This window comes from Aeromicrobium sp. WCS2018Hpa-31, from assembly GCF_031843905.1.
Lineage (GTDB): Bacteria > Actinomycetota > Actinomycetes > Propionibacteriales > Nocardioidaceae > Aeromicrobium.
Genome location: NZ_JAVTJF010000006.1, coordinates 119,843 through 132,576, shown reverse-complemented (window position 1 = coordinate 132,576; position 12,734 = coordinate 119,843). Strand labels below are relative to the sequence as shown.

Here is a 12,734-nt window from a genome sequence, read left to right as displayed (position 1 = left end):
GGCCGCTCCGCGCGCCGCACGCGACCGGAGGCTCAGCGGTCGCGCAGACGGCTGACGGCCACGATTCGGTCGTTGAGGTCGGTGAGCTCGTCGAGGATGTCCCGAGCCGACCACACCCGGTCCGCCCCGCGGCCCGAGACGCGGTCCGACACCCCTCTGCTCGCAGGTACCAGGACGTCGGCAGCGCGCAGCACGTCCACGGCGGCGGCGGTCTCCTCGAGGTCGAGGTCGAGCCGCTCGGCCAGCTCGGTCACCGTGACGGTGGGGAACTCCGGCAGCGAGACGAGGACCCGGTGCACGGGCGAGCCGCGGCGCACCGGACCGAGCCGCTGGTCCCAGTCCTGGCGGATCTCGTGGAGCGCGGTCGCCGTGCGCCGGCTCTCGTGGGTCGCCACGATGACGGCACCGGTGAGCATCGCGATGATCGGGCGCGCCTGCCCCTCGCGGTAGTCGCCGAGCGCGTCGAAGTACTTCTCGCGATGGGCGACGAGCGCCGAGGCGATCGGCACGGTGAGGTGCGTCGTGACGCGTCGGCGGCGCAGCACCGCGTGGATCAGGGTGCGACCGATGCGGCCGTTGCCGTCCACGAACGGGTGGATCGACTCGAACTGGGCGTGCGCGACGGCGGCCTGCACGAGCACGGGGACGTCGTCGCGGTTGGCGAACGCGAACAGGTCCTCCAGCAGCTCCGGCACGAGTGCAGGGGGTGGAGGCACGTAGAGCGCGTTGCGCGGCGTGTAGTCGCTGCCACCGATCCAGTTCTGCACCGTGCGGAAACGACCGGCGTTGTGCTGCTGGTCGATGCTGCGCCGGAACAGGACGGCATGGGCGTCCTGCATGGACCGCTGCCCCAGCAAGCCACTCACCTCGGCCTGCGTGATGATGCCGGTGAGGGCGTCGGTTGCAGCCGCCATCGACACGGCGGAGGCGCTGGAGCGCGCGCCGAGCACGGCCTTGCCGTAGTCGGCCAGGCTGGCCTCGATGTTCTCGATCTTGGAGGACGCGACCGACTCGGTGCGCAGCAGCAGCCGGTTGAGCGCCCTCAGGCGACGCCCGTGGCTGCCGTCGAGCTGGCGCAGGCCCGCCAGGGCGTTGGCCATCGACGAGGCGAGCGGCCGGTCCGCGTCGTAGTCCGCCCCGACGATCCGCGGCGGCTCACGCACCTCGATCTCGCGCAGGACGCGGTCCGCCCGCGGCCCACGCTCGACCTGCTGGCGCCACGGCACCACCACCCGTGCGTGCGGCTCCCAGTCCGGCTCGGCCTCGTCCACACCCCCAGTCTCCCAAGGCCGCCTCCCATCGGGGTCCATCGGGTCGACGACGCCGCACCACGCACAGGTCCTGAACTTGTTCATCTCGACATGCGAATGAACAAGTTCTGTCCTATTTTGAGAGTCCCTTCCCCGATCAGCCCTCAGGAGCACACGATCATGTCGAGCGCGGACGCCCTCACCGCCACCGTCACCTTCCACCTCGTCCGGGACGCCGCAGCCCTGCGCGCCGTCGTCGAGGCGATCGGCGCACTCGACAGGCCGGGCCTGCGCGCGCTCGGCAGCACGACCGGGCACGGCCACGTGGTCGCGATCGAGTCCGACAACCTCGCCGACGCCATCCGTGGTCGCGGCATCGTGCGGCTTGCCGATCCCCGGGCCCGCCGGCTCGACCACGCCCAGCCCGAGGTCCTCGAAGGGCGCGGCACCGCGCCCGTCGCCGCCGACCTCGCCGGCTGACCGCCGCCTCAGGTCGCACGGCGAGCCTCGCGGGCGGCATCATCGAGGCATGGACCTCGACGTCGCCTCCGCCCTGCTGCGCGCCACCCTCGGCATCGTCTTCGTCGCGCACGGCTGGAACCACGGCTTCGGGCCCGGCGGGCTCGACGGCACCGCCGGCTGGTTCGACAGCATCGGTCTGCGCCCGCCGCGCCTGCAGGCCGCCGTGTCGAGCTACCTGGAGATCGCCGTCGGGCTCGCCCTGCTCGCCGGCCTGGCCACCCCCTTCGCGGCGGCCGCCGGCGTCGGGATCATGACGACGGCGTTCGTCACGGTGCACCGCCGGAACGGCTTCTTCATCATCAAGGAGGGGTACGAGTACGTGCTGCTCGTCGCCGTGGCGCTCACGGCGCTCGCCACGCTCGGGCCTGGCCGGTGGTCGGTCGACCACGCCGTCGGCACCGCGGCCGACGGCTGGCCGATCGGGCTGGCCGTCCTCGGCGTGGGGATCGCCGGCAGCGCCGCGATGCTCGCGGTGTGCTGGCGACCACCCACCACCGACTGACCGACGGACTCGGGTGCCGGTCGGACCCGGAGCCGGATCAGGCGGGCGTGAGGCAGAGCTCGCGCCGGCCGTCCCACACCGGGGCCGCCAGCGCCTCGTCGTACTCGGCCCGCAACTGATCCACGAGCGCGGACACCGACTGGCGCCGACCGATGGCACCGATCCCCTGGCCCGAGCCCCAGATGTCGCGCCAGGCCTTGGCCTTGGGCTGGCTGTCGTCACCCCCGGTCCCGAAGTCCATCGCCGACGGGTCGGACTCCGGGAGCGCGTCGGGGTCGAGCCCCGCCGCGACGATGCTGCCGCGCAGGTAGTTGCCGTGCACCCCGGTGAAGAGGTTGCTGTAGACGATGTCGGCCGCCGAGGAGCCCACGATCATGTCCTTGTACTCCTGGGCCGCGTTCGCCTCGTCGGTGGACAGGAACGCGCTGCCCACGTAGGCGAGGTCGGCGCCGGCGACCTGGGCCGCCAGGATCGAGCGGCCGTGGGCGATCGCGCCGGACAGCAGCACGGGTCCGTCGAACCACTGCCGGATCTCGCGGACGAGCGCGAAGGGCGACTGCGTCCCGGCGTGACCACCGGCCCCGGCGGCCACGGCGATGAGGCCGTCGGCCCCCTTCTCGATCGCCTTGTGCGCGAAGCGGTCGTTGATGACGTCGTGCAGGACGATGCCGCCGTAGGAGTGGATCGCCTCGTTGACGTCCTCTCGGGCACCGAGCGAGGTGATGACGATCGGCACCTGGTGGTCCACGCACTGCTGCAGGTCGTGGTCGAGCCGGTCGTTCGACCGGTGCACGATCTGGTTCACGGCGAACGGCGCGACCGGCCGGTCGGGGTGCGCGGCCGCGAACGCGTCGTTCTGCTCGTTGATCTGGCTGAGCCAGTCGGTCAGCAGCGACGCCGGGCGCGCGTTGAGCGCGGGGAACGAGCCGATCACGCCGGAGGTGCACTGGGCGACCACCATCTCCGGTCCCGACACGATGAACATCGGGGAGGCCACGACAGGAAGGGCCAGGGGTCGGCGCAGGATCTCGGGCAGGGCCACGGCGGGTCTCCTCGTTTCGTCCGGAGCGAGGGTCGATCGGGTGATCGTCTCGCGTACTATGCAACTCATTGCATAGTCTGGGCCTCAGCCTAGCGCGGCTCCCGAGCCTCGTCATGCCGAGGTGAGGCAGACCACAGCGGCACCTCGACCACAGGAGGAACCATGACCGACACCCGTCCCGCCCCGGTCCGGGCCTGGCACGACATCGTGCGCACCCAGGACCTCGACCGGCTCGACGACCTGCTCGCCGACGACGTGGTGTTCCGCTCCCCCGCCGTGCACACGCCCCAGGAGGGCAAGGCGCTCACCACCGCCTACCTGACCGCGGCACTCCTCGTCCTCGGCCCGGGCCTCACCTACCACCGCGAGCTCGTCGGCGAGGACTCCGCGATGCTGGAGTTCACCACCGTGGTCGGCGGCAAGCAGGTGCACGGCATCGACCTGATGCGCTGGGACGGCGAGGGGCGACTCGTCGAGTTCACCGTGATGGTGCGTCCCCTGCAGGGCCTCACCGCCCTGGTGGAGGCGATGGGCGAGGCCCTGCAGCGTCGCTCCTAGCGCTGGGGTGCCGGCTCCTGCTCGGCACGTAGCCGAGCCGTGAGGCCCTCCCCCTCGATGTCGAGGTTCGGCAGGCTGCGGTCCAACCAGCGCGGGAGCCACCACATCCGCCGACCGACGATCGACATGAGGGCCGGCACCAGCAGCATCCGCACCAGGAACGCGTCCGCGAGCACCCCGATCGCGAGCGCGAAGCCGATGGTCTTGATGATCGGGTCCGACCCGCCGACGAAGCCGGCGAACACGCCGATCATGATCAGGGCCGCTGCCGTCACCACGCGAGCACTGTGCTGGAAGCCGACCACGACCGCCTCGCGCGCCTCGCGTCCGTGCACGTACTCCTCGCGCATCCGGGAGACGAGGAAGACCTCGTAGTCCATCGCCAGGCCGAACAGGATGCCCGTCAGCAGCAGCGGGAGGATGAAGACGACCGGCGCCTCGGTGTCCAGGCCGATGAGGCCCTGGAGCCAGCCCCACTGGAAGACCGCGACGGTCACGCCGAGCGAGATGCCGACCGAGGCGAGGAAGCCCACCGTGGCCTTGAGCGGCACGAGCAGGGACCGGAACACGAGCACCAGCAGCAGGAACGCGAGACCGACCACCACCAGGAGGTAGGTGGGGAACGCATCGGCGAGGGTGTCGGCGATGTCGACGCCTGCGGCGGTCTGGCCCGTCACGTAGGCCTTCGCACCGGAGTCGCCCAGGTCGGAGAGCCTCTCGCGCAGGTCGGTCACCAGGTCCTTGGTGGCCTGGTCCGAGGGCCCGCTCTCGGGGACGACGGTGATCACGGCGAACTTGAGCTGCTTCAGCATGCCCTGGTACCGCGCCACGGCCTCAGGGTCGTTCGGGTCCGTGAGCGGAGGCACCACGGCGGCGACGTCCTTCTCCACCGAGCCGACGGCCGCGAGCGCCGTGTCGACGGCGGCGGTCGGGTCGGACGCCCACTGGGTGTCGACGACGACCGTGAGCGGCCCGTTCGCCCCGGCACCGAAGCTCTCGGAGATCCGGTCGTAGGCCTGGCGTGCCTCGGTGCTGCGCGGCTTCGTGCCGTCGTCGGGCAGGGCCAGCTGCATGGAGGCGACCGGCACCGAGAGCACGACGGCGGCGGCGAGACCGAGCACGAGGGCCGGCCAGCGGAAGCGGGTCACGAGCTCGACCCAGCGGCGGCCGTTGGTGCGGACGCTGTCGCTCTCGGTGTCGCGCTGCTTCAGCCCGGGGATCCGCCCCGAGGTGACCCGACGCCCCGCGAACGAGAGCAGGGCCGGGAGGAGGGTCAGGGCGATGAGCACCGCGAGGGCCACCGTGACGGCAGCCGCCAGACCCATCTGCGTGAGGAAGGAGATGCCGGTGATGGACAGACCGGTCAGCGCGATCACGACCGTGAGGCCGGCGAAGACCACCGCGGAGCCGGCGGTCCCGGTGGCGATCGCGGCCGCCTCCTCGTGACTGCGACCGGCCTGCACCTCGTGCTTGAACCGCGACATGATGAACAGCGCGTAGTCGATCCCCACGGCCAGGCCGAGCATGCTGGCCAGCGCGGGGGTGACGGAGGACAGCTCGACGAAGCCGGACAGAGTCGTCACGCCCAGGAGTCCGATCCCGACGCCGACGACCGCGGTGAGCAGCGGCATGCCGGCGGCCACGAGCGAGCCGAAGGTGATGAGCAGGACGACGAACGCGATCACGATGCCGACCGCCTCGGCGAGGTGCCCGCCACTGGTGGTCACGCCCGTCGCGTCGCCACCCACCACGGTGGAGTACCCGTCGCCCTCCAGCGACTCGGCGGCCTTCTGGAGCGCTCCGCGATCGGCGTCGGTGAGCTCACCGGCCTGGCGGTCGTAGGTCACCGTGGCGTACGCGGTACGACCGTCCTGGGAGACCGTTCCCGACGTGTAGGGCTCGGCCACCGTGGCCACGTGGTCGGTCTGGGCGACCTCGAGCGCGGAGGCGAACGCCTGCTTCGCGTCCGCGTCGGTCATCGATCCGCCCGAGGGGGCCTGCGCCACGATCCGGGCGATCGCGCCGTCGGTCGAGGCGTCGGGGCTGCGCTCCTTGATCAGCTCGAAGGCACGGCTGGACTCGGTGTCGGGCAGCTCGAAGGAGTTCGACGTCGGCCCCGAGAGCGTGAGGGCCCCCACGCCGCCGAGCGCGAGCAGCGTGACCCACACGCCGATCACGCGGAACCGTCGCCGGAAGCTCCACCGACCGAGCCGGTACAGGTGCCAGGCCATGAGCGCCCCTCTCTCGGGCGGGGCCCGAACCTCGTACTGAAAGTTTCTCCCATCTTCGCACGAACACCCGGGTCGGGCTATTCTCCTGCCATGGGGCTGCGTGAGATGAATGCCACACGGACGCGAGAGCTGCTCGCCGAGACCGCGATGGCCCTCTTCGTCGACCGCGGCTACGACGCCACGACCATGGAGGACGTCGCGCACGAGGCCGAGGTCGGCATCTCGACCGTGTACCGCTACTTCCCCTCGAAGGAGCAGCTCGCCACGGCATTCCTCGGCGACCCCGGTCTCATGGCCGACGCGCTGGCCGCCCGCCCCGACGACGAGGACCCGGAGCTCTCGCTCGGCCACGCCCTCACGGCCTTCCTCGAGCACACTCGACGCGCCAACCGACACGCCGACCGGTTCCAGGAGCTCGTCGCCACCAACGCACGGGTCCGCGGTCGTGTCATGGAGTGGCTCGCGGAGTCCCAGGAGCGCCTGTGCGAGGCGCTGGCCGCACGTCACGGGGTCGAACCCGACGACCTCGCGGTGGGCGCGACGGCGTGGCTCGCGATCTACGTGCTCCTCAAGACCGACGAGCAGCCCGGTGACGGACGGACCGCGAGCGAGGTCGGACGCGACGTGATGCGGCGTCTGGCCGCAGGACCGCTCCGCGCACCGCTCGCCCCCGACGCCTGACCGGTTTGGCACGATCGATCCGTGACCATGCCCGAGACCGGTGGGGAGCCCACTCTCCCCGAGGACCCCGCGCCCGGCCCGGCGCAGGACGCCGTCGCCCTGCTGCTCGATCAGTGCACACGGACGTCGGCCGGACGACACACCGATCCCGCGCTCGTGGCCGCCGTCGTGGGCGTCGAGCGGGTGTCCCTCCTCGTCGGTTCGTGCGACACGCAGACGCTGCGTGCCGCCGTGACGGACGGACTGGCGGCGCCGCGCGACACCGACCTCGGTGCGCTCCTGGTCCAGCTCCGGCAGTCCATCGCCCTCGCACTCTCCAGGCCCGGCCACGGCTGGAAGGCGGACGCGACGATGCTCAATCCCGCCACGGGCGGCCACCACGTCGCCACCGACCTGGACGTGCTCCGCACCGCGACCCGGGCCGCGTCACTGTCGTACGGAGCAGCTCCCTACTACCGGGACCGCTACGGACGCCGCGGCGCACAGTTCTCGGTCTCGGACTCCGCCTGGATCGCCCACCTGGCCGATGCGCCGCGCGACACGGCGGCGCACCAGGTGACCTGGCTCAGCACCATGCTGACCCACCGCGGCATGCCGACCTGGCTCATGGAGCGTCACCTCGCCACGATGGTCGACCAGCTCGGCGAGGCGGGGCTCGCGGTCGGCGCCCTCCCCCACGCGCTCACCGTCCTCGAGGCCCGTCGACGCGCCGCGGTGGACGACGACCTGCTGGAGCAGGCGGAGACCTGGGTCCGGGAGACCGTGGTCGCACCGCCGACGGCACCGACCGGGCGGCTGGTCGCGGCGGCGGTGGCCGACGTCCGGTCCGGCGTCGCCCCCAGCTCCGCTCCCCTGATGGACTGGCTGACCCACGAGGACCGCACGGACACGGCCGACGCCTCCGCCCTGCGCGTCGTCCACGACAGGGTCGCGGCTGCTGCCGGGACGAGAACAGGAGAACACCCATGACCGCCTTCGGACCCGAGGTCGTGGCAGCGGTGCTCGAGCACATGAACGCCGACCACCGCGACGACAGCCTCACCATCGTGCAGGGCCACGCCGTCCGGCGCGCGACGTCGGCGACCATGACCGGGCTCGACGCCGACGGAGGCGACTGGAGCGCGGTGGTCGACGGCGTGCCCGTTCCGGTGAGGGTCCCCTGGACCGAGCGCGCGGTCGAGCGTGCGGACCTGCGACGCGAGATCGTGCGCCTGCACGACGCGGCACGCGAGCGGCTCGACACCGGCTGAGCCGAGGTGGGGCAGGATCGGGCCGTGGACATCCGACCCGAGCTGCTGGAGCTGCTGGCCCGACGCGCCCTCACCGAGGACGCAGCACGCCCCGAGGCGGTGGAGCGGCTGCACGCGCGCGGCGGCCGCACGGCCCGCGAGAACGTGGCCGCCCTCGTCGACCCCGGCAGCTTCGTGGAGTACGGCCGCTTCGTCACGGCGGCGCAGAGCGACCGCCGCAGCGACGACGACCTGCTCGACCGCACCGTCGCCGACGGGATCGTCGGCGGTCTCGCCACGGTCGACGGCCGGGCCTGCGCCGTGCTGTCCTACGACTACCTCGTGATGGCCGGCACCCAGGGGATGCGCGGCCACGCCAAGACGGACCGGCTCCTCGACGTCGTCGCCCGGCTCGGCCTGCCGACGGTCTTCTTCACCTCGGGCGGCGGGGGTAGGCCGGGCGACACCGACATCCCGCTGGTCTCCGCGCTCGACGTGACCACCTTCGCCGCGTGGGCCAGGCTGTCGGGCCGGGTCCCCCGCGTCGCCGTGGTCGACGACAACTGCTTCGCCGGCAACGCCGTGGTGGCGGGCTGCGCCGACCTGGTGGTCGCCACGTCCCGCGCGTCCCTCGGGATGGGCGGTCCGGCGATGATCTCCGGCGGCGGCCTCGGCGAGGTGGCCGCGGCTGACGTCGGCCCCCTCGACGTGATGACGGCGAACGGGGTGGTCGACGTCGTGGCCGACGACGACGAGGCCGCCGAGGTGGCTCGCGACCTCCTGGGCTACTTCCTGGGTCCCCACGAGGACTGGTCCGCCGCAGACCAGACCCCACTGCGGGACGCGGTGCCCGAGGGCGAGCGACGTGCCTACGACCTGGCGCCGATCCTCGAGACGATCTTCGACGACGACAGCGTCCTGCCGCTGCGGCCGGGCTTCGCCCCCGAGCTGTGCACGGCGCTGGCCCGCCTGGAGGGACGCACGGTCGGCGTCCTGGCCAACGACACCCGGCACGTCGCCGGGGCCGTCACCGCCGACGCCGGCGACAAGGCGGCCCGCTTCCTCCAGCTGTGCGACGCGCACGGGTTCCCGGTCGTCTCGTTCGTCGACACCCCCGGGATGATGGTCGGCCCCGAGGCCGAGCGCACCGGTCTGGTGCGCCACACGTCGCGGCTCCTGGTGGCCGGTGCGTCGCTGCAGGTGCCGATGATCGGCGTGGTCCTGCGCCGGGCCTACGGCCTCGGCGCGCAGGCCATGCTCGGCGGAGGACTGCACGAGCCGCTCATGACCGTGGCCTGGCCCGGAGCCCACCTCGGCGCCATGGGGCTCGAGGGAGCCGTGCGGCTGTCGATGCGCAAGGAGCTCGAGGCCATCGAGGACGAGGCGGAGCGTGAGCGCACCGTGCGCGAGCTGACCGCGCTGGCGCAGGCCCACTCCGGAGCCCTGAACGTCGCGCGGCACGCCGAGCTCGACGACGTGATCGACCCTGCCGAGACGCGGGGGTTGCTGGTGCGGCTGGTCGACGCGGCCGCGCGCGACGGGCGACTCGTCGGGTCGGGACGCACCGTCGACACCTGGTGACGGCGGTCGTCGCGGCGAGCTCGGGTCGAGACCCCGGGGCCGACCGGTCCGATGCCGGCCGGCCCCCTGCGCTCGCGTCCGCCGGCGGCGTGGCTCAGCCCTTCACGCACAGCAGCGTGGTGAGCCGCGCCTCGACCGACACGAGGTCGGTCTGCGCCGCGATGACGGACTCGAGGTCCTTGTAGGCCGCCGGGATCTCGTCGAGCACCCCCGCGTCCTTGCGACACTCCACCCCCGACGTCTGGCGGGCCAGGTCGTCGATGGTGAAGGTCTTGCGGGCCCGGGTGCGCGACATCGTGCGTCCCGCCCCGTGCGAGGCCGAGCAGTAGCTGCGCTCGTCGCCGAGCCCCCGCACGACGTACGACCCCGTCCCCATCGACCCGGGGATGAGCCCCAGGTCGCCGCGGCCTGCCCGGATCGCTCCCTTGCGGGTGACGACCAGGTCCACGTCGTCGTACCGCTCCTGCGCCACGTAGTTGTGGTGGCAGGAGATCTCGCGGTCGTACCCGACCTCGCGGCCGGAGCGGCCGAACCAGGTCGAGACGACCTCACGGACGAGCGCCATCATGACCGCGCGGTTGCGGGCCGCGTAGTCCTGCGCCCAGTACAGGTCGCGCAGGTACGCGTCCATCTGCGGGGTGCCGGCGAGGAACACCGCGAGGTCGCGGTCGGGCAGGTCCAGGTTGTGGTCCAGACCCTTCGCGGCCGCGATGTGGCGCTCCGCCAGCTCCTTGCCGATGTTGCGCGACCCGGAGTGCAGCATGAGCCAGACGCGCCCGGTGTCGTCGGACGTCACCTCGATGAAGTGGTTGCCACCGCCGAGCGTGCCCATCTGCTTCATGGCCTTGGCCTCGCGGTCCTGCACCGCGTCGTGGAGCCCGCGGAACCCCGCCCAGAAGCCGCGCCAGTCCCAGGCCGTCCCGCGCCCGTCCGTGCGTCCCCGGCCGAGGCCGAGGCGGTCGACGTCTGGGGCGACGTCGTGGGCGTGGAACCCGACCGGGACCGCACGCTCCACCGCGTGGCGGAGCGACCGGAGGTCCTCGGGGAGGTCCTCGGTGGTCAGGTCGGTGCGGACGGCGGTCATGCCGCAGCCGATGTCGACGCCGACGGCCGCCGGCGACACCGCGTCACGCATCGCGACGACGGAGCCGACCGTGGCGCCCTTGCCGAGGTGCACGTCGGGCATGACGCGCAGACCGTGCACCCAGGGCAGCCGCGAGATCGTGCGGAGCTGCTCGAGCGCTGCGGGCTCGACGTCCTGCGGGTCGGCCCACATGAGGGTGTCGGCGACGGCGCCGGGGAGCGTCGTCGGGAACCCGGACGCGTCGGCTCCGGGGGTGCTCGTCGTGGTGGTCATGGTGGTCGCCTCCTTCGGCGGTGGTGGTGAGGTGCTGGTGTCCTGCTGGTGGTGCTGGTCTCCCCGGGACGACTCGAACGTCCGACGTCCCGGCTCGCGACCGGGCCCTCTCTCCGGCTGAGGTACGGGGAGGTGGCGGGCCGCGACCCGACGACGTGGTGCAGACGTCGTCAGGCCGCGGCCGTCTTCCTGGGCCTGCCCCTGGTGGGGACCGCGTCCAGAGGGGTGCCCTCGGCGAGGAGGACACCGCCCCACACGCCGCTCTCGGCGCGTGCGGTCCCGAGGCCCAGGCAGGTGTCCCTGAGCGCACACGGCGCGCAGACCGCCTGCGCCGCGGCGAGCCGGGCGTCGTCGGTCGGGAAGAAGAGGTCGGGGTCCTCGTCCTCGCACGCCCACCCCGTGACCCCGTGACGGGGCGTCGGGTGCGCGAAGGCCGCGACCACGCCGTGCGTGGTCAGGACCGACGTCGCTGCGGACTCGGTGCGCAGCGACACGGTCCTGGCCCGTGTCCTGCGGTTCTGTGTCGTCATGTGCTGCCACCTCCTCGGTGGTCTCGGGTGTCGTTGAACGGTGGGAATGGGGATGGGGACGGGGTGCGGGGACGGAGCGGTCCGGACATGCAGAAGGGCCGCCCCGGCGAGTCCTTGCGACTCGTGGAGCGGCCCTGTGCCGGGTGCGGGTGGCACCTAGGTCACGGGTCGCTCCTGGAGCAGCTCGTCGTTCTCGGGTCGCTGGATGGACGGCATGCCCTTCACCACGACGGCAGCACCGAGCACCCGGACGGCCGAGGGGCCGAACGAGCCGTGGCTGCTGCGGTACGTGGTCATGAAGGGTCCTGGTGCGAGGTGGTCGGTGCGACGCCCGGGTGAGCGTGCAGGACCACGGTAGAGGTCGGCGTGCATAGCCGCCAAGCGATTAACGCCCCCTACCGACGACACCACCCGACGACACCGCCCGACGACCGGTCCGTCGGGCCGGGTCGCGCCCCCGCCCCTAGGCTCGAGGCATGGCCACCCTCGTCCTCGTCCGGCACGGTCGCACCACCGCCAACGCCTCGGGGGTGCTCGCCGGTCGCACGCCCGGCGTGCTCCTCGACGACACGGGCCGCGAGCAGGCGGCCCGCACGGCAGAGCGGCTCGCCGTCGTCCCGCTCGCGTCCGTCGTCTCCAGCCCCATGGAACGGTGCCGCGAGACCAGCGCGGCGATCCTGGAGCGCCAGGCCTCGGCGCCGGCCACGCCGGTCGAGGACGCCATCAGCGAGTGCGACTACGGCGACTGGCAGGGGCGACCACTCGAGGAGCTGGCCAAGGAGCCGCTGTGGTCCACGGTCCAGTCCCACCCCTCCGCCGCCGTCTTTCCCGGCGGCGAGTCGCTCCTGGCCATGCAGGCGCGCGCGGTCGAGGCCGTGCGGCGGATCGACGCCGAGGTGGAGGCCGAGCACGGCGCGTCCGCGGTGTGGGCCGCCGTGAGCCACGGTGACCTCATCAAGGCGCTGCTGGCCGACGCGCTCGGCATGCACCTGGACCTGTTCCAGCGCATCCAGGTGGACCCCGCCTCGATCTCGATCGTGCGCTACACCACGTCGCGGCCCTACGTGCTGGCGCAGAACACGCACGCCGGTGACCTGGGATGGCTCGTCCCGAAGGAGCAGGAGTCGTCGACCGACGCGGTGCCCGGCGGGGGTGCCGGGCCCGGGACCGGGCAGAGCGCGGCCGCCGCTCCCGAGGACCTGGACGACGGTCCCGCCGAGCTGGCCGGCCCCGGCCGGTCCTGACGTCGTG

General features: G+C 72.7%; 14 protein-coding genes and 1 tRNA gene. 8 read left to right on the top strand and 7 right to left on the bottom strand.

The genetic code is table 11. The features are described from left to right. Window positions 1–32: 32 nt before the first annotated feature. Window positions 33–1,271, bottom strand: coding sequence for a Fic family protein (locus RQG84_RS09340; RefSeq protein WP_311209819.1), 1,239 nt, complete (start codon window positions 1,269–1,271; stop codon window positions 33–35). A gap of 159 nt (window positions 1,272–1,430) precedes the next feature. On the opposite strand from RQG84_RS09340, the gene RQG84_RS09335 reads away from it, so the two are divergent. Together RQG84_RS09335 and RQG84_RS09330 are read left to right on the top strand one after the other, a co-directional pair. Continuing rightward, window positions 1,431–1,730, top strand: coding sequence for a hypothetical protein (locus tag RQG84_RS09335; protein WP_311209818.1), 300 nt, complete (start codon window positions 1,431–1,433; stop codon window positions 1,728–1,730). Window positions 1,731–1,779: 49 nt separating this feature from the next. Beyond that, on the top strand, window positions 1,780–2,274 hold the full coding sequence (locus tag RQG84_RS09330; protein ID WP_311209817.1) for a DoxX family protein: 495 nt from the start codon (window positions 1,780–1,782) through the stop codon (window positions 2,272–2,274). Between the two features lie 37 nt (window positions 2,275–2,311). On the opposite strand, the gene RQG84_RS09325 is transcribed toward RQG84_RS09330, so the two are convergent. After that, a complete protein-coding gene (locus RQG84_RS09325; protein ID WP_311209816.1) occupies window positions 2,312–3,316 on the bottom strand; it encodes a nitronate monooxygenase family protein in 1,005 nt (334 codons plus the stop codon). Window positions 3,317–3,478: 162 nt separating this feature from the next. Between RQG84_RS09325 and RQG84_RS09320 the strand changes: the two genes are divergently transcribed. Further along, entirely contained in the window at window positions 3,479–3,874 is a 396-nt protein-coding gene (locus tag RQG84_RS09320) for a nuclear transport factor 2 family protein (RefSeq protein ID WP_311209815.1), read from the top strand. Here RQG84_RS09320 and RQG84_RS09315 read toward each other — a convergent pair. Further along, on the bottom strand, window positions 3,871–6,105 hold the full coding sequence (locus RQG84_RS09315; protein ID WP_311209814.1) for an MMPL family transporter: 2,235 nt from the start codon (window positions 6,103–6,105) through the stop codon (window positions 3,871–3,873). The genes RQG84_RS09320 and RQG84_RS09315 overlap by 4 nt on opposite strands. 90 nt (window positions 6,106–6,195) lie before the next feature. On the opposite strand from RQG84_RS09315, the gene RQG84_RS09310 reads away from it, so the two are divergent. From RQG84_RS09310 to RQG84_RS09295, 4 genes are read left to right on the top strand one after another with little or no spacing between them, the layout of a single operon-like run. Next, window positions 6,196–6,786, top strand: coding sequence for a TetR/AcrR family transcriptional regulator (locus RQG84_RS09310; RefSeq protein WP_055966776.1), 591 nt, complete (start codon window positions 6,196–6,198; stop codon window positions 6,784–6,786). 21 nt (window positions 6,787–6,807) lie between these two features. After that, the gene (locus RQG84_RS09305; RefSeq protein WP_311209813.1) at window positions 6,808–7,755 is read left to right on the top strand and encodes a hypothetical protein; all 948 of its coding nucleotides are present in this window, start codon (window positions 6,808–6,810) and stop codon (window positions 7,753–7,755) included. Next, window positions 7,752–8,036: a DUF2470 domain-containing protein gene (locus tag RQG84_RS09300; protein WP_311209812.1), complete on the top strand. Its 285-nt coding sequence runs from the start codon at window positions 7,752–7,754 to the stop codon at window positions 8,034–8,036. The genes RQG84_RS09305 and RQG84_RS09300 overlap by 4 nt, the downstream gene beginning before the upstream one ends. 24 nt (window positions 8,037–8,060) lie before the next feature. Next, window positions 8,061–9,596: a carboxyl transferase domain-containing protein gene (locus RQG84_RS09295; RefSeq protein ID WP_311209811.1), complete on the top strand. Its 1,536-nt coding sequence runs from the start codon at window positions 8,061–8,063 to the stop codon at window positions 9,594–9,596. Between the two features lie 94 nt (window positions 9,597–9,690). On the opposite strand, the gene RQG84_RS09290 is transcribed toward RQG84_RS09295, so the two are convergent. The 4 genes from RQG84_RS09290 to RQG84_RS09275 form a co-directional block, all read right to left on the bottom strand. Next, complete coding sequence (locus tag RQG84_RS09290; protein ID WP_396135265.1) at window positions 9,691–10,953, bottom strand: RtcB family protein; 1,263 nt, start codon at window positions 10,951–10,953, stop codon at window positions 9,691–9,693. Between the two features lie 55 nt (window positions 10,954–11,008). Next, window positions 11,009–11,085 (bottom strand) — tRNA-Arg (locus RQG84_RS09285). A gap of 38 nt (window positions 11,086–11,123) precedes the next feature. Next, window positions 11,124–11,483 carry a WhiB family transcriptional regulator gene (locus RQG84_RS09280; protein WP_055966767.1) on the bottom strand — a complete coding sequence of 120 codons (360 nt, stop codon included), beginning with the start codon at window positions 11,481–11,483 and terminating at the stop codon, window positions 11,124–11,126. A gap of 156 nt (window positions 11,484–11,639) precedes the next feature. Further along, entirely contained in the window at window positions 11,640–11,780 is a 141-nt protein-coding gene (locus tag RQG84_RS09275) for a hypothetical protein (RefSeq protein ID WP_156364742.1), read from the bottom strand. 179 nt (window positions 11,781–11,959) lie between these two features. On the opposite strand from RQG84_RS09275, the gene RQG84_RS09270 reads away from it, so the two are divergent. Continuing rightward, window positions 11,960–12,727 (top strand): histidine phosphatase family protein, encoded by a 768-nt coding sequence (locus RQG84_RS09270; RefSeq protein WP_311209810.1) that lies wholly within the window; start codon window positions 11,960–11,962, stop codon window positions 12,725–12,727. Window positions 12,728–12,734: the final 7 nt, after the last annotated feature.